16 protein-coding genes are annotated in these 20201 nt (G+C 41.1%); 7 read left to right on the plus strand and 9 right to left on the minus strand.

Features of this window, described 5'->3' with window-relative positions; genetic code table 11:
* Positions 1 to 607 precede the first annotated feature (607 nt).
* Complete coding sequence (locus tag Bovatus_RS11405) at positions 608 to 1624, plus strand: Kiwa anti-phage protein KwaB-like domain-containing protein (protein WP_004299172.1); 1017 nt, start codon at positions 608 to 610, stop codon at positions 1622 to 1624.
* A gap of 110 nt (positions 1625 to 1734) precedes the next feature.
* Here the strand turns inward: Bovatus_RS11405 and Bovatus_RS25765 are convergent, their stop codons facing one another.
* The 3 genes from Bovatus_RS25765 to Bovatus_RS11415 are packed head-to-tail and all read right to left on the minus strand — an operon-like array spanning position 1735 to position 2750.
* Positions 1735 to 1860 (minus strand): hypothetical protein, encoded by a 126-nt coding sequence (locus Bovatus_RS25765; protein ID WP_004299171.1) that lies wholly within the window; start codon positions 1858 to 1860, stop codon positions 1735 to 1737.
* Between the two features lie 50 nt (positions 1861 to 1910).
* Entirely contained in the window at positions 1911 to 2315 is a 405-nt protein-coding gene (locus Bovatus_RS11410) for a helix-turn-helix domain-containing protein (protein WP_004299170.1), read from the minus strand.
* Positions 2316 to 2330: 15 nt separating this feature from the next.
* Entirely contained in the window at positions 2331 to 2750 is a 420-nt protein-coding gene (locus tag Bovatus_RS11415; protein ID WP_004299169.1) for a helix-turn-helix domain-containing protein, read from the minus strand.
* Between the two features lie 542 nt (positions 2751 to 3292).
* On the opposite strand from Bovatus_RS11415, the gene Bovatus_RS11420 reads away from it, so the two are divergent.
* The gene (locus Bovatus_RS11420; protein ID WP_004299168.1) at positions 3293 to 6379 is read left to right on the plus strand and encodes a SusC/RagA family TonB-linked outer membrane protein; all 3087 of its coding nucleotides are present in this window, start codon (positions 3293 to 3295) and stop codon (positions 6377 to 6379) included.
* Positions 6380 to 6394: 15 nt separating this feature from the next.
* Positions 6395 to 8233, plus strand: a complete 1839-nt coding sequence (locus tag Bovatus_RS11425) for a RagB/SusD family nutrient uptake outer membrane protein (RefSeq protein ID WP_004299167.1) — start codon at positions 6395 to 6397, stop codon at positions 8231 to 8233.
* A gap of 91 nt (positions 8234 to 8324) precedes the next feature.
* Here the strand turns inward: Bovatus_RS11425 and Bovatus_RS25495 are convergent, their stop codons facing one another.
* The 3 genes from Bovatus_RS25495 to Bovatus_RS11435 all read right to left on the minus strand — a co-directional run bounded on the left by Bovatus_RS25495 (position 8325) and on the right by Bovatus_RS11435 (position 11834).
* Entirely contained in the window at positions 8325 to 8489 is a 165-nt protein-coding gene (locus Bovatus_RS25495; RefSeq protein WP_004299166.1) for a hypothetical protein, read from the minus strand.
* A gap of 14 nt (positions 8490 to 8503) precedes the next feature.
* Positions 8504 to 9346, minus strand: a complete 843-nt coding sequence (locus Bovatus_RS11430; protein ID WP_032812080.1) for a methylated-DNA--[protein]-cysteine S-methyltransferase — start codon at positions 9344 to 9346, stop codon at positions 8504 to 8506.
* A 394-nt stretch (positions 9347 to 9740) separates the two neighbouring features.
* The gene (locus tag Bovatus_RS11435; RefSeq protein ID WP_052587946.1) at positions 9741 to 11834 is read right to left on the minus strand and encodes a BT4734/BF3469 family protein; all 2094 of its coding nucleotides are present in this window, start codon (positions 11832 to 11834) and stop codon (positions 9741 to 9743) included.
* A 347-nt stretch (positions 11835 to 12181) separates the two neighbouring features.
* Between Bovatus_RS11435 and Bovatus_RS11440 the strand changes: the two genes are divergently transcribed.
* Positions 12182 to 12832, plus strand: a complete 651-nt coding sequence (locus Bovatus_RS11440; protein WP_004299163.1) for an HU family DNA-binding protein — start codon at positions 12182 to 12184, stop codon at positions 12830 to 12832.
* Positions 12833 to 13045: 213 nt separating this feature from the next.
* Here the strand turns inward: Bovatus_RS11440 and Bovatus_RS11445 are convergent, their stop codons facing one another.
* The 3 genes from Bovatus_RS11445 to Bovatus_RS11455 all read right to left on the minus strand — a co-directional run bounded on the left by Bovatus_RS11445 (position 13046) and on the right by Bovatus_RS11455 (position 16626).
* Entirely contained in the window at positions 13046 to 14125 is a 1080-nt protein-coding gene (locus Bovatus_RS11445; RefSeq protein WP_004299162.1) for a linear amide C-N hydrolase, read from the minus strand.
* A gap of 168 nt (positions 14126 to 14293) precedes the next feature.
* Positions 14294 to 16006 carry a GAF domain-containing sensor histidine kinase gene (locus tag Bovatus_RS11450; RefSeq protein WP_004299160.1) on the minus strand — a complete coding sequence of 571 codons (1713 nt, stop codon included), beginning with the start codon at positions 16004 to 16006 and terminating at the stop codon, positions 14294 to 14296.
* Positions 16007 to 16305: 299 nt separating this feature from the next.
* A complete protein-coding gene (locus tag Bovatus_RS11455; RefSeq protein ID WP_004299159.1) occupies positions 16306 to 16626 on the minus strand; it encodes a DMT family transporter in 321 nt (106 codons plus the stop codon).
* 153 nt (positions 16627 to 16779) lie between these two features.
* On the opposite strand from Bovatus_RS11455, the gene Bovatus_RS11460 reads away from it, so the two are divergent.
* The 3 genes from Bovatus_RS11460 (at position 16780) to Bovatus_RS11470 (ending at position 20183) form a co-directional block, all read left to right on the plus strand.
* Entirely contained in the window at positions 16780 to 17352 is a 573-nt protein-coding gene (locus tag Bovatus_RS11460; RefSeq protein ID WP_032852847.1) for a Crp/Fnr family transcriptional regulator, read from the plus strand.
* Between the two features lie 74 nt (positions 17353 to 17426).
* Positions 17427 to 17792 carry an MmcQ/YjbR family DNA-binding protein gene (locus tag Bovatus_RS11465; protein ID WP_052587954.1) on the plus strand — a complete coding sequence of 122 codons (366 nt, stop codon included), beginning with the start codon at positions 17427 to 17429 and terminating at the stop codon, positions 17790 to 17792.
* 258 nt (positions 17793 to 18050) lie between these two features.
* Entirely contained in the window at positions 18051 to 20183 is a 2133-nt protein-coding gene (locus tag Bovatus_RS11470) for a cation:proton antiporter (protein ID WP_004299154.1), read from the plus strand.
* Positions 20184 to 20201 lie beyond the last annotated feature (18 nt).

The following is a 20201-nucleotide window of genomic DNA, read 5'->3' on the forward strand; positions in this document are numbered from 1 at the left end:
ATATAGGATAGCAGAATTAGTGCTATTCATTACATCCTATACACCCTTATTTATTTTGATTGTACTCAAACAAATCTCAGAAAATGTTACATACTTAAATTGGGGAGGAATAAACAGAGAATCTATTAATCTTTTCATTGAGAAGTTTGGTTTTTCGTTTTCATTAATTACAATTTCTATATTTAGCCTTATAGGATGTAGGTTTTTATTTTCAAATTTTCAAAAAAACATTAACAATGGAGAAATTGTCATCCTAACAGATGTTCGAAATCGAAATAGTGAATCAATAGGCTATATTGCAACATATATAATTCCTTTTATTTTCCAATGTTTTAACACGCGATATGAGATTTTCGCATTCACCTTTTTAATGATAATCATCTATCGTATTTATGTAAACTCAAATCTATTATTAATAAACCCAATTTTGAGTTTTAAATACTCTATCTTTGAAATAGAATACATAGAACAAAGAGGAAAGAAAAGAAATGGACTAATAATAATTGAGGATAAATACATTCTTGAAGATACAATGATCAATATTTATCCTATTGGATACAAACTTTTCTTCGCTAAAAACAGAGAATAACAAAATATAAATAATAATATGACACTACAAGAAATTTTAGACAAGGTTAGCACCACCAATGTCAATGATCTTCGCTTATACTTTATCACTAGAGTATTAAAAGATAACATAAAGAAAAGTGCAAAAATCATAGACAAATACCTCTTTAAAGTTTATCAAGTTGATATTGATGATGAAATTAGACAATACTTGTATGATTTATCTATTGAACAATTAGATAAAGTCATAAAAAAAAACTATGAAATACTTGATTATGACGTTATAAGTGATGATACTCAGCACTTATTTACTTATTCTATGCAAAATAAGATTTTCTCCTTTTCCGACGTAGTTTGTAATCAACTCAATACCACTCCTCCAAAAATGCAGAGCATTGAATCTATCTTATCAAATAAAGATGAATTGTGGGCTTATTGCGTTGGATTCAATGATTCTGAAGAAAGAGATTGGATTTACACTTTTAGAAAAATCCAATCAGGGAAAGTTGCCATAGACGAGAAAGAAAACAAAAGTATACTAAAAACAATTAGAACCTATTTTGATACATCAAATCAAAAATTAGAACTACTCAAAGGAGAGACGGTAAATTTAGACAAACAGATAGACTGTATTTACTACGATGAAACTTTCTATGTTATCAAAAAAGTAAATTTCGAACAAATAGTTGGACTACAAGAGGAATATAAAGAACAATCCAAAATTGTTGTTAACGAATTAAGAGAAACAGGAAAATTTAATGGATTAGAAATGATTGAAGAAAAAATAGAATCAACACCATCAATACACAAAAAGCTAGTTCGTATCGCAAGAATCGGAAACTATAGGACTATAGATGACAAGATAATAAAGAAAATGAAAACAGTATGTAATAGATATGGTGTTAAGCTCAATGTTAAAGAAGGAAAGCTTAGCATTGAAGAAGAAGCAGACATTGATACAATATTAAAAATGCTTGCTGATTATTATAAAACAGGAGAAGTTTCAGGAAAAGCATACGGAACATTTGCGGGAAAAGAACTAGTAAATAAGCAATAGTAAAAAGAGGTATTTAATGCGATAAGGGCACTGTCCACATTTTTTGTATAAATAGTAAACTACAGAATTCAAGTATAAAAACCTGAATTCTGTAGTTAAATCACCAATGATTATAGCGAAAATATCTTTTCACCCACAATCAGCAGCAATTTTTCATTTTCCTCTCTTAAAAACTCAATTTCTTCTTTCAACCAATCTATTTCCTTGTTTTTTGAAGAAATCAATTCAGCTATCATTGCATTAGGAGTATAATTACGACTGATAAAACTCAATATCTTGGAGATATTTATTTCTTCTCTTTTTTTAAAGTTTCAAATTGCTCCTTTTGTTTATCCAACAGCTTTTCGAAAATCTCAATTACCTGTTCAACAGGAAAACTATTAAAGGTCTGATTATTACCTGTATTACTGACAGCACTTTTAACACCGCAATTCTCGTAGAAGTTATTCGTATTATACAAGATTGTCTCTTCATTAAAATTCTTCAGGCCATCTACAGTAACGCCTAATGCTGAAGCAATCTCGCCTAATCGTTCATCGTCAAACTTCTCTGTTTGTTCTATTTTCGAAACAGCCTGTTTCGTTATACCTAACAAATCACCGAGTTCCGCTTGAGTCATTCCCCGAAGCCGACGCACCCGTTCAATTTTTCTTCCCAGATGAATCGTATTTGTGTACTTTTCCGTTTCCATATTCCAGTCTGTTGATTATTTGCCCTGCTTTATGCACTCTCTTAGAATCTCTATTTTCTCCTGTTCACTTTTCAACAAGCGTTCATACAGTTCAACCACCTTTTCAAGAGGATTAATCTGTTGCGTATGAGCTGCATAAACAGTTGCTGTTGCTCCCGGAGAAATCGTGGCATCTTTATAGTTATTAATATTACAAATGGCTTTTTCAACATCAAAATCCTTGATGACATCAGTAGATATTCCTAAGACTTCAGCTATTTTTGTCAACAGTCCGTCTTCTATCTCATCTTGTTTCTCTATTTTCGAAATCTCCTGTTGACTAACACCCAGATCAGAAGCCAACGCTTCCTGTTTCATACCCAGATACACACGGATTCTTTGCAGATTGCGACCGACATGCCTTTGATTCACCTTGTCTTTTACTTTAATATCCATATCATTGTTGCTTTAGTAAATACATTGAGACAAAGATAATGAAAATAAAATTCGCAACTACATATCACCCTTTGAAAAAGACAGCTTTCTATCTGTTTCTCTTTTGAATATAACCTAATTAGATCTATTTTATCCCAGTCTTTATCATTCTTATCTACTTCTAAAACTTTACTACTGTAAAGTTTACGACGGGTAAAGGTTTAATCAACAACAATATTACCTTATAAAATCAAATATACAATAGGTAGTAAGAAACAACTCTGTCCTGATAAAAGTCAACTTTATTTTTTTCAATCCCCAGTTCTATATGCATAATTTTGCCCTGTCAGTTTTTTTACTGACATGAATCGTGGCGCCACATTCAAAACAGTAAGAGAATAATGTTCAATTGACATTAACATTCTGAACAATCATCATTTAACCAATAAAATCTAATAGCCTATGGGGTAAATAAAGTCGTTACAATCGAGACATAGCTTTAAATTGTCCGAAAATTTAGCTATCCAAAAACAAATTAGTAAACATACAATTAAACAAAAAGCATGAAATCATTTTCTGATAAAACAAACATAGGGGAGAATAATCCCCTAAAGACTGTTTATAGAATGAATTTTTACCTATTATTCCTATTAATAGGTTCATTGTCGATACTTGGATCAACACGGGCTTATTGCCAACAGAGCAGAACGATCTCGGGTATAGTGAAAAACTCTCAAGGAGAGACGATTATCGGAGCGAATATCGTTGAAAAAGGTACCAGTAACGGGACGATTACGAATGTAGACGGACTGTTCACACTGCGCATAGCGCCCAATGCAGTATTAAAGGTATCTTATATGGGATACACAGAGCAGGAAGTCAATACACGCAACAAGAACAAGCTGGAAATCATACTGACGGAAGATGCCAGATTGATTGATGAAGTAGTGGTGGTAGGATACGGATCGGTCAAAAAACGGGATTTGACGGGGGCAGTAACCTCCGTCAAAAGTGCGGAAGTACTGGCCGCCCCTACCAATAATGTGATGGAAGCCCTTCAAGGCAAGATACCCGGAATGGATATCACCAAAACTTCGGGACAGGTAGGAGGTGATGTCACTATTCTGTTACGTGGTTCACGATCTATTTATGGCAGCAACGAACCGTTGTTTATTATCGATGGAATCCCCGGCAGTTATAGCCAGGTCAGCCCGTCGGACATCGAGAGTGTAGATGTGTTGAAAGATGCTTCTTCCACCGCCATTTATGGTTCCGCAGGAGCAAACGGCGTTGTAATCATCACCACCAAAAGAGGAAAAGAGGGAAAAGCGACCGTAAACTTCGATGCTTATTACGGATTCAGCGGTTCACCCAACTACAGACATGGGATGACGCGGGATGAATGGGTCACCTACCAGCAAGAAGCCTATAAATATAAAAACGGTGACTATCCAACCGATATGTCCGCCCTACTGGGGAAACAGGATTTTATAGATGCATACAACGACGGCAAATGGATAGACTGGATAGATGAAGTGTCGGGCAACACGGCTACCACACAGAAATACAGTCTTTCGGTCAGCAGTGGCACTGAAAAAACAAAATTATTTGCTTCGACTTCCTACAACCGGGAAGAAGGTTTACTTAATAACGAAAATCTGAACAGATATTCGTTACGCCTCAACCTGGATCAGCAGATATTTTCATGGGCAAAGGTGGGCTTTACCTCCAATTTAGTCTACCGGGACTTGAACTCCGGCGTGAAAAACACATTCACCAAATCTCTCTCCGCCATCCCGTTGGGTGATGCTTATACCGAAAAAGGGGAGATCAATCACGAATACATCACGGGACAATATTCCCCGATGAGTGATTTTATAGAGAACCAGTATGTAGACAACACGCGTTCTACCTACCTGAACATGAGTGGCTATGTCGAACTAACTCCCATCAAAGACCTGACTTTTACCAGTCGTGTCAATGGTACGTTGAATCACTCACGCCGCGGGCAATACTGGGGAGAGAAGTGCAATGCCAACCGTCCGTCTTATGCAGGTTCACCGCATGCTTCCATCACCAACAACAATGCCTGGAATTACACTTGGGAAAATATTCTCGCATACAACACAACCATCGCCAAAGACCATAATCTGGGAGGTTCACTGATTACTTCCTGGAATAAGAACCAGTCGGAAAGCAGCATGGCTGCCGCCAGCGGTCAGATGGTAGATCAATGGTCTTTCTGGCGACTGACATCGGGCACTTCCCAACATGTGGAATCCGACTTCGCACAGACACAGAAAATGTCTTTTGCCTTCCGTCTGAACTATTCATACAAAGGCAAATACCTATTTAATTTCTCTACCCGTTGGGACGGTGTTTCACAATTTTCTACCGGACATAAATGGGATGCTTTCCCCGCAGGTGCACTGGCGTGGAGAATATCAGACGAGGCATTTATGGAAAAGACACGTAGTTGGCTGGACAACCTGAAATTGAGAGTGAGCTACGGCATCACGGGTAACTCGGGAGGAACCACCGCATACAGCACCACAACACAAGCATACGTATATACCGCTTCGGGAATTTCCATTAATGGGAAGATTGTTCCTTTCACGCAATACTCCGGTACTTACGGTAGTTCCGATCTCGGCTGGGAGAAGTCATACAACTGGAATGTGGGGTTGGATTTCGGTATCCTGAACGGTCGCATTGACGGATCGATAGAATGGTTCAAGACAACCACCAAAGGATTATTATTCAAACGTACATTGCCCATCACCAGCGGTCTGACCGGATGGGGATCGCCTCTGGCTATCTGGCAGAACATCGCCCAGACCAGTAACCAAGGTGTGGAAGCAACGATCACTTCGCACAACATACGGCACAAGGATTTCACCTGGAACACTACTTTATCCATCACCTGGAACAAGGAACAAATAGACGATCTGCCTGACGGTGATCTGATCGCCGAAAACCTGTTTGTCGGTGAACCGATTAAAGCTATTTACGGATATAAATATACCGGAATCTGGGGAACCGATACTCCACAGGAAACATTGGATGCCTACGGCGTAAAACCCGGATTCATCAAGATAGAAACCTTAGACCAAAAAGGTGATGGAGGTGTACATAAATACAGTACGGAAGACCGGCAAATTCTAGGACATTCCAATCCGGACTGGATCATCGGATTCAGCAATTCCTTCACCTACAAAAATTTTGATTTATCCGTCTTTGCCATGGCGCGTTACGGACAGACAATCAACAGTGACCTGCTCGGTTATTATACTGCCGAACAGAGCGTAACCAAAAATCAACTGGCAGGCGTAGACTACTGGACAGAGGATAATCAAGGAGCCTATTTCCCCCGTCCCGGAACGGGAGACGAACAAAAAACCGTATATCCTTCATTAAGAGTGCGCGATGGCTCCTTCATTAAGATTAAAAATATCACGCTGGGATATACACTACCCGTCAATATTTCCCGCAAAGTTTTAATGGAGAAATGCCGTATTTATGCCACAGCCTACAATCCGTTCATCTTCGTAAAAGATAAGCAGTTGAAAGATACTGATCCCGAAACCAACGGTTCGGATGCATTTCCTACCTACCGGCAATTTGTTTTTGGCGTTAATTTGACATTCTAACAAAAGATTATAATCATGAAAAGGATATATATAAAATTCATATTTTGCAGTGTGCTGTTCTCGGCCTTATCTCTACATTCCTGCACCTTGGAGGAATACAACCCGGGCGCATTTACCAAAGAGGCTTTGGCTACTTCCATCGATGGATATGAAACCCTGATTAACCAGTGTTATTTTGCTATGGAAAGGTTTTACTACGGTTCTGCGGACTGGATGTCACTGACTGAAGGCGACACCGATCTTTGGACGTATAAAGCCAACGAATCAACAAGTTACACACAGTGGTTCTGGTTTTTCGCAGGAACATCACCCAATACGACTTACACTAACAATTGGTGGAACGGGACGTACGACGGTGTGGGAGCCTGTAACGAAGCTATCGCATTAGGAGACAAACCTCCTTACACCACGGAAGAGGAGCGGAATGCCAAGATTGCGGAAGCCCGTTTTCTTAGAGCTGTCTATTATTTCAATGCAGTGGAACAATTCGGAGCAGTGACGATGCTCACAGAACCGATAACAGCGGAAACACTGACTTACTCACCCACCCGTACCGATCCGATGACTATCTACCAGGAAGTAATCCTGCCCGATTTAAGATTCGCATCCGAATGGTTGCCAACAGGTACGCATGCAACTACTACCACCCCGACAAAGAAAGCCGCTCTCGGTTTTCTGGCTAAAGCCTGCTTGCAGACGTACGAATATGGAAGCACCGAATATTTGCAGGAAGCTCTGGATACAGCCAAGAAATTGATTACCGATTGCGAAACTGGCGGTGGAAAATACAATACGTATATGTATCCATCGTATAGCGAAGTGTTTAAAGAGAGCAATAACTGGGAAAACAAGGAAGCTCTCTGGAAACATCGCTGGTATGCAGGAGCAGACGGTCACGGATCAAGCAACGGAAACTACAAGCTAAATCGCAACGATGAGTATTTCTTATGCAATATCAATAAGTTCGGTGCTCGTGAAGATAATCAGGAAACACGCCTTACTTGGGAAGGCTCAATTACCGGTATCTTTATGCCCACACAGCATTTATTGAGTTTGTATGTACAGAAAGACGGAACATTGGACCCCAGATTTCATGAATCGTTCACTACTGAATGGAACGCGAACAAGAATTACACGTGGGATGAGAGTGCCGTACACATGTATGACAAAGAAGAAACCGTCATTGGCAAAGCTCTGAATAAAGGTGACTTAGCCATTAAGTTTATCATGCCACAAGACATTGATTATGCTACAGAAAAGCAAAAAGAACATATTTCTGATTACTTGCTGATTGATTATCACCATGTATATAGTAATGACAATAATAACGTGAACATGAATTATGCTTATACAAACGTCACAGGCAATTACAAGGATGACGGCACAAACGAGAACCAGTTCCGCTACTATTATCCGTCACTGAATAAGCATAACAGCAGTAATTATTATGTAGCCAATGCTTCCAAACAGAGAAATGGTAATCTGAATGCGACATTTATCATGCGTATGGCAGAAGTTTATTTGATTGCGACAGAAGCTGATATTTACCTGAATGGTGGTGCAAATGCAGCCGGTTATATCAACAAGGTTCGTGAACGTGCCGGAGCAAATCGGCTTACAGGAAGTATTACGGTCCGAGATATCTTAGACGAAAGAGGCCGTGAACTTTGCGGAGAATATTGCCGCTTCTACGACTTGAAACGGACAGGAATGTTTAAGAACTCGGAGTATCTGGAAAATACTCATCCGGACTTAGCACAATTCTTTCACCCGAATTATGCATTACGTCCCATTTCAACTACATTTACTGCAACAATCACCAATGGCAGCGAGTATCAAAATCCGGGATATTAAGTAGAATTTTCAATATGTACAGGTGCTATGGAATCAATCTTGGCACCTGTACATTATTATAATAAGCAATGAAATATTTCATATAATGATATTAGGTATTTCTATTATTTATCTCATTCAACCAAGCCATTTTATGTTCTTTTCCGTCCGGACAGAACCATTTATAAATATATTCTTTAGCCAACCATTTACTGAAAGTGCCTACATCTTTATCATGTAAGGGTTTTATTGTGATCTTATCATTCTTAATATCCATACTTTTTTATTTATTCAAACATCCACTTTTGCAGCCTCCCAACCAATCATTGCACTCTTGCGAATCTCTCCCCAATGGTAATTTCCCAACTCACCGGAAGCACGAATGACCCGATGACACGGAATAAGGAAAGCTACGGGATTCTCACCGACAGCCGTTCCAACAGCCCGGCAAGCTCTCGGATTATTGATTCCTGCGGCTATATCTCCGTAAGTAGTCAAGCCACCGACAGGAATTTTGAGTAGGGTTTCCCAAACCTTTAGTTGAAAGTCAGTACCTTTCAGGTGCAATTTTATTTCTTTGAGTTTACTCCAGTCCTGCGTGAAGATGAATAAAGCGTTTTGCTGCACTTCATCCACAATCGAGGTAAACCTTGCATTAGGAAACTTCTTCCGTAAAGAGTTAAAAGCCGCGTCATGATCGTCTGCAAACTCCATACAACAAATACCTTTATCGGTAGACGCAATGAAGATTTCACCGAAAGGACTTTTGGCAAAACTGTAATTGATAGAAAGACTTTCACCTCCGTTTTTATATTCGCCCGGCGTCATCCCTTCTATATTTACAAACAAGTCATACAATCTGCCCGTACCGGAAAGCCCTGTTTCCTGTGCCGCATCGAATAAAGACGCATGAGTTTCATTCAAGATTCTCTTGGCATATTCAATACTAGTATATTGCAAGAACTTCTTAGGGCTAACTCCCGCCCACTCCGTAAACATACGTTGGAAATGCGCCGTACTCAACGCCACTTCCCCGGCAATCTCATCCAATCCCGGTTGCCTTTTAAAATTCTCCCTTATATACCCGATTGCCTGCGCAATGCGTGCATAGTCAAGCGTTTTTTGCTCATTCATAACAGAGGTTACATTCGTTTTATCTCCCATACTTCCAAAGATACGTTTATTATATTTACAGTTGAAATAACAGCTAATAATATTTTCGTTTTTACACTCGCACTCTTATTTCCAATGCTGCAAAATTACTATACGCATCACAAATAAACGACCCGAAAATTGCTATTTTTACGTAGAAAAGACAATCTCTCCTCCCACTCCTCCATATAATCAGTCATTCTCAATATACTTTATCACACGATTTACTCTCACACCCTCACACTTTCCCTGCATCCCCCTATTCATCGTCCTTTCAGTGATGAGGGTAAGAGTGAGGGTAGGTGAGAGTAACTTTTTACCCTCACCCTGTCTCGTCCTGATTTTGATTGCCCCCCTTTCACACCACCTTTATCAATTACTCCACCTTCATCAAATGATAAAGCGTCCCTTTACGAGACTTACGGCAAGGAATATTCAGTTTTTGAAGTGCACGCCCAAACTGTCCAACCTTATTAATAGCCAGTTTATCCCGTGTTTTCGTCTGTAAATAACTCAAAATCTGCATAGCAGTCAGCCATTCGCCTTCCATGTCCTCTTCTACGGGATTAAGATAGCAATGAAACAACTGTTCCAGCGGACTCGCCTGTTCAAACTCACGGTTAGTCTGTTTTAATATGTTTTCGTCCTCATCATTCAGCCAATAACGTTCACCTTTATAAATAGCCTCCATCGCTTGAGCATAAAGCTGCTTGTAATTAATCGTAACATTCGTATTAATAGGAGCCGTCACCTCGATGCAAATAAAACGGCGGCTACCGCTAGGATCGGTAAGCAAATCTTTCTGATTGCTGGTACCGATAAAAGAAGCATAACGCCTCATTTCCCGAATCGTATTACCGTATGGTTTGCGCAGATTCGCCACAGGCTTCTGCAACAAATGCTTCAAGAACCCCTGCTGACTGACATTAATCTGATCGAACTCATCAATATTTATCAGAAAAAAACGTCCCAAATAGCGTTCCGCCTCCTGTTTACTTTTAAAATCAATACTGTCCGTATAGCCGAAACGCAACTCCGGCGGCAGAATAATGCGACAGAATGTAGACTTACGATACCCCTGCGAACCAACCAGCAAAGGCGAAGTATTATTACCATGCTGCCGATCGACTCCCCTCCAATGCGCCACCATACTAAGAAACCAGCGGTAAAATAATTCCTGCCAATGCGGATTATCACAAGGCACCAGACCAGCCAATGCACGGATACGATCCTTCCCGTCCCAGCGACCTGTCTCATAAAGATATTCCTCCACAGGATTATACAAAGGAACACATTCCGAATTCAGAAAACGATCCACATCACGGTCCCACGCACTGATGCCTTCCTTCAAAGCATTGATCGCAATACTGTTGCGCACCCGTTTATCCACCGGCTTAAAGCAAAAGTGAACAGAATCGCGTTGCCGATATTCCAAATCGTCCTGCACCGTATTGTAACGGAATTCATACCGACGTTTCATAAACTCTTCCAACAGAAAAGCCGTCTCCTGCTCTTTATTGATACTGCTTTTCTTGCCGAATCCCTTACACTCCTGATAAAGATTATGCAGTATCGAACGGATCACCTGCTCTTCTTCCTCGCGATAATAATGAATCATCGTCTGTCGTATCGCTTCCTCTTCGGGAAGCCCCGCTTTGAAACAATGCTCGGCAAGGCGAACCAATAAAGGCTGCAAGTCGTCCCCACGTTTCCAATCCTCCATTTCCTGAAGTGCCCTGTTCAAGGCCGCTTCATAAATCTTCGTGAATGTTTGCGCCGACTCATATCCCGGCTGCAACCGTAATAACGGATTTTTCTCTCCCAGTTTCCGCTGACGGAAAGTCTCTTCTCCCGGCATCATAAGCGGTTGTTCCAAGCAGAACGGCACCGCATCCGGATTATAATAAGGAGATTCGTCCAGCGTCATACGGCATCTCTGTGCCAAAACCGGTTCTTTCAAGTCAATATCGAAAGGCAACATCGGCTGATAACATTTCACAGCCAGCCAATAAGCATGAACATGAAATAATTCCGCCTCCGCTTCCTTGGTCGGCAATCCTCCGTCATCCGGCAAAGCGAAACGCACCCATATTTTCACGCTACGCCCGCTGGAGCCACAAAAAGCGGCAAAAGTCTGTGGCAGAAGTGCCGCTTGCCGTTTCACAAACTCCGCTTCCGAGCCACCGGCCAACCGGCTCACTTCCAACTGTACCAAACCGTTGTACTGCTTCATTTTCCGTTCGCCCTCTTTGGTACGGGTATATTCCACAGCAGAATAAATGTATGGCAATTTATCAATATGTTCGTATCGGGCATACGTACCTTCCAGCAATGGTATGATTCCCCGCAAAGCCGTGATATGCCCCGCCTTTGTTTCCGTTTTCATTTTGTCGAATAGTGTGCCTGTCTCACAAATGCTAAGAGTTTCTTTTCCGCTCCCGTTGTCTTGTCTGATTAAAGTAACTTTCATCCTATTTTTGTCTATTTTTTCTACAATCACATCTACATATTTAATTCCTGTAAAGATACGCTTTTATCCTCCGGTAAACAAGCATTTTATCCGATAAATACCTGCATATTATTTGCATTTGCCTTATTATTTATGTATCTTTGCTTAGTAGTTGTCAAGGGCTCACCCGTGTGAACAAACAGGCTATCAATTGTAAATAAAAACGTCTACAGACGTAAACAGCCTTGTTCACATGGGTGAGCCCTTGCAAATCATTAGAGTTTAACAAAAGAAACATTAAGCATTAATGTATTACTATCTAAGAGAATACATAACAAGAAGAGTTCATTTAAAACAAATATAGAGCTATGGCAATATTATTCGATTGGTATGAAGACCCGAAGCCTTCAAACAAACAGCAGGAAGAAAACGAAAACACCCTGCATCCACGCATCAAATACAACGGTTCCATAGGGACCGACGTACTACGCCGCCGTATTCAGGAACGTTGCTCACTGACAGAAACAGACGTCACAGCCGTACTTGATGCGCTTTCGCACATCATGGGACAGGAATTGGCGGAAGGACGCCAAGTTCATCTGAACGGCATCGGTTATTTCCATCCGTGCCTGACCACTACGGAACCCGTAACGATAAGTACCAAACGGAAAGCAACTAAAGTGAAACTGAAAGCAATTCAGTTTCGTGCCGACCAGACATTGAAAAACGAATTCGGCGTTCTTAAAGTGAAAAACCTCAAAGGTGGACTGGATTTCACCCAACTGACGAACGAGGAAATTGACCTGCAACTGACTAAGTACTTCCGTACTCATCCATTTATGCGGAGACACGACTTCCAATATCTTTGCGGAATGGCAAGAAGTACAGCCATGCGACATATCCGACGTCTGCGCGACGAGGGTAAATTGAAAAATATGGGTGGAGCCATGCAGCCGATTTATGTGCCGGGAAGTGGATATTATGGTAATAATAAAGAAGTTAGTGTAAAAACGGAATAAGATTGGTCAACTCAAATCAGGACGAGACAGAGTGAGAGTAAAAAGTTACCCTCACCTACTCTCACCTTTACCCTCACGCCTGTAACCCCGATGAATAAATGGATTGAGCACAAAGGGTGAGGGTGTGAGGGTAAAACGTCACCAACATTTATTTGAGAGCATTCTTAATGCGAGCAACTATTATACAAGAGCACCTCCATACCGTTCCATATTTTACCGGGGAATCTTAACCATTTCAACCGGCTGCTCCTGTATCTTATCCAACGGTTGTGATTGATATTTTACCTTTGAGAAATCAATAGCTTTTAAGTCAATGCAACGTATCGAATTGTTATAAGCTGTTTTATAATAAACCTTCCGGTTCGTGAGGTCGATAGCTGAGGTCCATTGCGTAGCACTGGGAATATCCGGAATATCACCCTGTGAATGTTCTATACCAATAGGAATATCAAAATTATTAAGCAAGTGGAAACATTGCTGCACGGTATCAAAGCCTGTGGCACGTTGCGGAGCTGTCCCCCGGTAAAAGGCCGCACGCACAAACCGCGAAGGAGGCGTGGCATCACCCGGAATGCCGAGAAAACCGGAGTTGCCACCAGTAGGTTGCAACGTAATACCGCTCAATTTTTGCACGGAAGCGTCACCCGGATGAAGATTGACGTAATTGTTCAAATTTGTAAGTTGCCATTCAAAACCGGGGGCATTCGTCAATACTCCTACTTCATTCTCATAAAAATGCGGCACACCACCTACAATTTCCAACACAACCTGACGCCCCGACGGTTCACCGATACGCCAATGTACTACCGCTGTCTTTTCCAATCCTACAACACGTACAGAAGAAAGGGCTGCCTTCACCTCGTCGATAGTGGAAAACTGCGACAACAGCCACTCCGTCACTTGAAGGTCTGCCAGTGTCCGCTGGTTCTGTGCAGCATCATACGTTTTATATCCCCCATAATGAGGAAAGAAAAATAGTCCGGCCGAAAGTCCGGCCTCATTGATTCCTTCGGCAATAAATTCTTTTTGTACAACAGCCAGACCAACCACTCCATATTTTGCCGTAAACGTTAGTCCATTGACACCTGTAGGAGTGAATGACGTGAGCTGTTGGCCACGTGGAATAATCACATACTCGCTTTGCAACACACCGCGCGCCCATTCAATCGTACGGGCCTGCACATAACTGCCGTCACGGGATGTCAGCGAGATTCCCGTACAAGCTACAGCCTGAAAAGTGCTGCCACATACGGCAGCAATCCCTAGCAATAAGTTCTTTGTCATCTTCATCATTATTTATATATTTATTTGCTAAAAACTCAATACTGTATAAAGACAACAAAATATGGGTTATTTTAGTTTGCAGACACCTCTCTCAAGAAAACTATTGTTTTTTGTTCGTCCCGTACTTTGCGGAACAATATACGTAGTTTGCTTCAATATGCAATCTCTTTTTTTTGGTTAAGCACCGGGAACATACGGATGAGTGAACCAGAAGCACGACCCTTCCCCCTCACGGGATTCGACTCCAATCTTTCCGCCCATCCTATTGACCAGGCTTTGACAGATGGATAATCCCAATCCGGCACCTTGTACAAATGAGTCTAATTTTACAAAACGATTAAATATTTCATGTTTTTGTTCATCGGGAATCCCTTTGCCCGTATCCGTTACACAAAAACGCACCTGACTCTCATCTTCCAATGAATAGGAAAGTGTGATTGAGCCTTTAGTCGTAAACTTCAAGGCATTAGTCAGAAAATTAGAGAGTACTTGCATGATTCGGTTTTTATCAGCATCAATCACAATCTGCGGTGAATTTTCATCAAACCGCAGTTCGACCGCAGTGTCACGTTTTTTGTGTGAGAAGGTAGCAATCACTTCCCGGCAAAGTTGTGGTACATCCACCCGTCCCATAACAAGATCTATCATACCGGCTTCGATTTTGGAGATGTCCAGAATGTCGGAAATAAGGTTGAGCAACAGCTCATTGTTCTCCTGCACTAAAGACATATATACATAACGCAGCTCCGCCTCATCGGTTTCGGCAAGCAGACTGGAAAAACCGACGATGGCATTCAAAGGAGTACGTATTTCATGGCTCATATTGGCAAGGAATGCTGATTTGAGCCTGTCCGATTCTTCCGCTTTTTCTTTAGCTTGAATCAGCTCCAGTTCCACCTGTTTGCGGGTGGTGATATCGGTAGCCAGTTCCATGATTGCCCAACGTCCGTCGAGCCATTTTATTGCCATACTCTGGATGGTATACCAACGTTTGGTGACCGGATTGTAGTCTTCCCAAAAATGAACGCCTGTAAACTTACGGTTGGCATCGAGCAACTTCGGCTTCGGGCAGTGTTTACACCCATTTTCCAGACCTGCATTCAACATTCTCCAACATTCCGCATTTTCCGGCACTTCTCCTGCTTCTTCCCTGAAAGGCTTATTGGCAAAAATCACTTTCAACGTATCGTAATCACTCACAAAAATATTGGCATTGATATTATCCAATACCTTTTGCATGGTTCGCTGCGACTGTTGCAGCGATGTTTCAACTTGCCAGCGTTTAGTAGCAGTAGATACAATTTGCGATATCTGGCTCATCAGTTCCACATCTTTTTCATCCCATTGTTTGTTCCAACAAAAGTTGAACGAAAGAAAGCCGAAATGTACTCCCAATTGTGACAGGGGAAAGACAGCGATGGCTTTTACGCCTTGCACTTCGAGCATTTGAGTAATAAAAGGATCGAGCGAATAAATATCGGACGTACAAATGATATGGTTTTCTTCCAGCATGTCGAACCAAGGTTTTCCCGCTTCAATGGTCATACTCCGCAAGTAATCGATAGCGGGTTCTATACCGTCGTTGCACCATTCGTTGGTGCAGCCATACGTAACTCCGTCAAGGTGGTTTTCCCATGTCGCCAAACGGTCGACATCAGTATAACGGCCAATTTCGGCCAGTGCCATATTCATAGCAGTAGGTATATCCGGTTCCAGTTGCAGAATTTGCAGTACCTTGATAAATAATGCCTGCCGCCGGTTGGTTGCTTCGAGATTCTCCTGAATAGCGATCAGGTCTTTAGACTTCTCTTCAACCATCTGTTCGAGTCTGGTACGGTACTGTTCCAGTTCCATACCAACTCCTTGAGGTTCGGAATCAGTGGATTTCATGTTTAATAGATAACAGTAAATAGAATTTTAGTTTAGTTTCGAATCCGGACGAGATGCGTCCCACATTCTGCAAATATATACATTTATTTTAGAAACCAAACTTTTTCCCATCAAAACGACTTCTTATAAATGCCTAATAATCGCAGAATTACGAAAGCAGATATTACATAATCGACCTCGTCAGTTCCAAACTTCCCCAATATTATACCGGATGAAATCTTTTCAACAATATATGACTTACACTGAAAAAGTCCTTATTACACTTTTCTATCTATTAAAACTAAATCCTATTCGTCTGATTATATCAGTTTCAACCCTACGATTGAAATAATCAGAGTCGTCATAAAAAACAAACGACCCAAAGTTGCCGGTTCATGAAAGAACAGGATACCGATCAATACGGTTCCCACCGCTCCTATCCCCGTCCAAACAGGATATGCAGTGCCAATAGGCAATGTTTGCGCAGCCTTTGCCAGTAGGAACATGCTTAAAATTACAGAGATTACAAATCCCGCTCCCCACAAATAAAAATCGGTGCCTGTCGCTCCCTTAATCTTGCCTAGACAAAAGGTAAAACCAACCTCAAACAGTCCGGCAATAATCAATATAATCCAATTCATATCATTCTATTTTAATATTAGACTGCAAAATTAACAAGATGCCCGGAGCTTTCACTTTACATTTGATAAGAAACGCCGGTGTAAGAGTATCATCAATTCTTCTTTTCCTAATATAACTTTTTGTATTTTTGCAGAATAATGATTCAATGCGATATGGATATACACGAGATTATAAACAGGATATATCGGATGCCGGAGGCTTCAGCGGATAAGGTGGTCAAACATCTGTCAAAAGTCACATATCCCAAAGGTTATCATATATTGGAGGCTGGCAAGACTGAAACGAATATCTTTTTCATCGAGAAAGGGATTGCCAGAGCTTATATTCCCGTAGACGGAAAAGAGGTAACGTTCTGGATTGGGAAAGAAGGGTCAACCATTGTCTCATTGAAAAGCTATGTAAATAATCAACAGGGGTATGAGTCAATGGAACTGATGGAAAACTCGGTGTTGTATCTATTAAAGCGCAAAGACTTACACGAATTATTCAAGGAAGATATCCATATTGCCAACTGGGGGCGCAAGTTTGCCGAATCAGAGTTCCTGCAAACAGAGGAAAGACTTATTTCTCTCTTATTCACCACCGCGTCCGAACGGTATATGAAGCTGATACAAAATAATCCGGAGCTATTACAGAGAATACCATTGGAGTGTCTTGCTTCTTATCTGGGAATAACTCCGGTAAGTTTAAGCCGGATAAGGGCGAAATTGAAACGGGTACTTTGAGATAGAAACATATTTTTCAAAAGCAAACAGAAAGTAATATATTTGTGTTTTGAATGAATCAAAAAAGAGAAGTCATGAATATCGAAGAGTATAGAGAATATTGCCTGTCAGTCAAAGGAGCAACAGAATGTATGCCGTTTGATGAACATACTTTGGTTTTCAAGGTTATGGATAAAATGTTCACTTTTGCTACATTACGTCCTAAAAACGGAAGATTCTGGGCGGATATGAAATGTAATCCTGATAAATCAGAAGAGCTCATAGAACAATACGAAGACCTTTTTTGGGGACCTTTTTCGGATAAGAAACATTGGATAACTGTCTATTTAGAAGGTGACGTTCCTGATAGGCTCATCAAAGAACTGATTAGCCACTCGGTAGAGGAAGTTATAAAGAAGTTACCCAAGAAAAAACAAGAGGAATACAGGAACATGATTTAGGATTTGAAGAGTAGACATATCCGGTACTACTATTATTGCTAAAAGTAGAGCCGAATAAAATCACTATCACCCCAAAACGCACACACGGATAAAATCATCCTATATTTAAAAATGTATGTCCCAGAAACACTTGCATTCTTCATTCCGGCAATCATGAATCTAGAGAAAAAATAAATGACTAATTTTATTAACTAATGCTTTTTTAGAAGCATTTTTTTAAGTTATTTTGCGGAACAAATATCACGAACTCGTCAAATTATGGATTGGATTGGCCTTGATTTAACATTCCCTATTACCGACCCTACATGGATATTTCTCCTTGTACTCCTAATTATATTGTTTGCTCCGATATTATTGAATAAACTGCGCATCCCTCATATTATCGGGATGATCCTGGCAGGACTGGCTATTGGCGAACATGGATTTAATATCCTGGCACGAGACAACAGCTTTCAGTTATTCGGGAAAGTCGGACTCTATTACATCATGTTCCTGGCTGGTTTGGAAATGAATATGGGAGATTTCAAAGAGACGCGAAACAAAGCATTGGTGCTCGGATTACTGGCTTTTATCGTTCCTATCGGGATTGGATTCGTGGCAAATGTATCTTATCTGAAATATGGTGTAATCACCTCTGTGTTATTAGCCAGCATGTATGCCTCCCATACGCTCGTGGCCTACCCAATCGTCACCCGTTTCGGCATATCATGCCATCGTAGCGTAAGTATTGCCGTAGGAGGAACGGCCGTAACGGATACACTCACGCTGCTGGTACTGGCTGTTATAGGCGGATTGTTCAAAGGAGAAACCGGAGGATTGTTTTGGATTTGGCTGGTGGTAAAAGTAATCTTTCTAGGGGCACTAATTATTTATTTCTTTCCGCGCATCGGTCGTTGGTTCTTTCACCGGTACAATGACAACGTGATGCAATTTATTTTCGTGCTTGCGATGGTCTTTTTAGGAGCAGGGTTGATGGAGCTTGTTGGTATGGAAGGTATCTTGGGAGCTTTCCTCGCAGGATTGGTACTTAACCGGCTCATCCCACACGTCTCTCCATTGATGGATCATTTAGAGTTCGTTGGTAATGCACTTTTTATTCCTTATTTCCTTATCGGAGTGGGAATGTTAATCAACTTACGTGTTATTTTCGGAGAAGGGGATGCTTTAAAAGTTGCCGCCGTGATGATAACCATGGCGCTGACAGGCAAATGGATTGCTTGCTGGCTCACTCAAAAGATATATAAGATGTCTGTTCTTGAACGAAATCTGATGTATGGTTTGAGTAATGCACAGGCGGCAGCCACATTGGCGGCCGTATTAGTTGGATACAACATTATTCTGCCTACCGGCGAACGGTTATTGAATGATGATGTACTAAACGGAACAGTCTTGCTTATCCTGGTTACTTGCGTAGTGAGTTCACTAATTACCGAACGGGCAGCCAGAAAAATAGCGATGGATGATTCACAACCTGAAAATGAATCGTCGAAAGAAACAGAGAAAATTTTAATATCCATAGCCAACCCGGACACTATCGAGGACATGGTGAATCTTTCTCTAGTCATACGTGACCCCAAATTGAAAGACAATCTCCTGGCATTAAATGTTATCAACGACGATAATAACTCTGATAATCTACGAATTCGAAGCAAACATTATCTGGAAAAAGCCGAAATGACAGCAACGGAAGCAAATGTACCACTCAAAAAGGTCACCCGGTATGATTTGAATATAGCTTCCGGTATTATCCATTCAGTCAAGGAGAATGAGATTACGAGTATTATCACCGGCCTGCACCGCAAGAAAAACATCACAGATTCATACTTTGGAATACTTGCCGAACACTTATTGAACGGATTAAACTGTGAAATAATTATCTCTAAATTTCTGATACCGGTCCATACAATCAAACGGATTGTCGTTGCCGTCCCTCCTAAAGCCGAATATGAATCCGGCTTTCCGCATTGGATGGAACACTTCTGTCGCATGGGGAGCACTCTTGGATGCCGCGTACACTTCTTTGCCAATGAAAAGACTACCATCCGCCTACAAGCGTGGATAAAGAAAAGGCATAAACAGACGCTTACCGATTTCTCTCTCTTAGAAGACTGGAATGACCTGCTGGTATTGACAGGACAGGTAAGTTACGATCATTTATTGGTTATTATCAGTGCACGACCAGGAACTCTTTCGTATGACAGTTCTTTTGAGAAGTTACCGAGACAGCTCGGGAAATATTTCTCCAACAATAGCTTCATCGTGCTGTATCCTAACCAGTCGGGAGAGCCGTTGGATACGTCTTTCTTCTCCAAGCTATATACTGATACCGAAACCCGACATTATGAGAAGGTGGGCAAATGGTTTTACAGGTGGTTTAAGAAAGAGGGATAAAATTAGAATTGAAAAGTT

This window comes from Bacteroides ovatus (assembly GCF_001314995.1).
Taxonomy (GTDB): domain Bacteria; phylum Bacteroidota; class Bacteroidia; order Bacteroidales; family Bacteroidaceae; genus Bacteroides; species Bacteroides ovatus.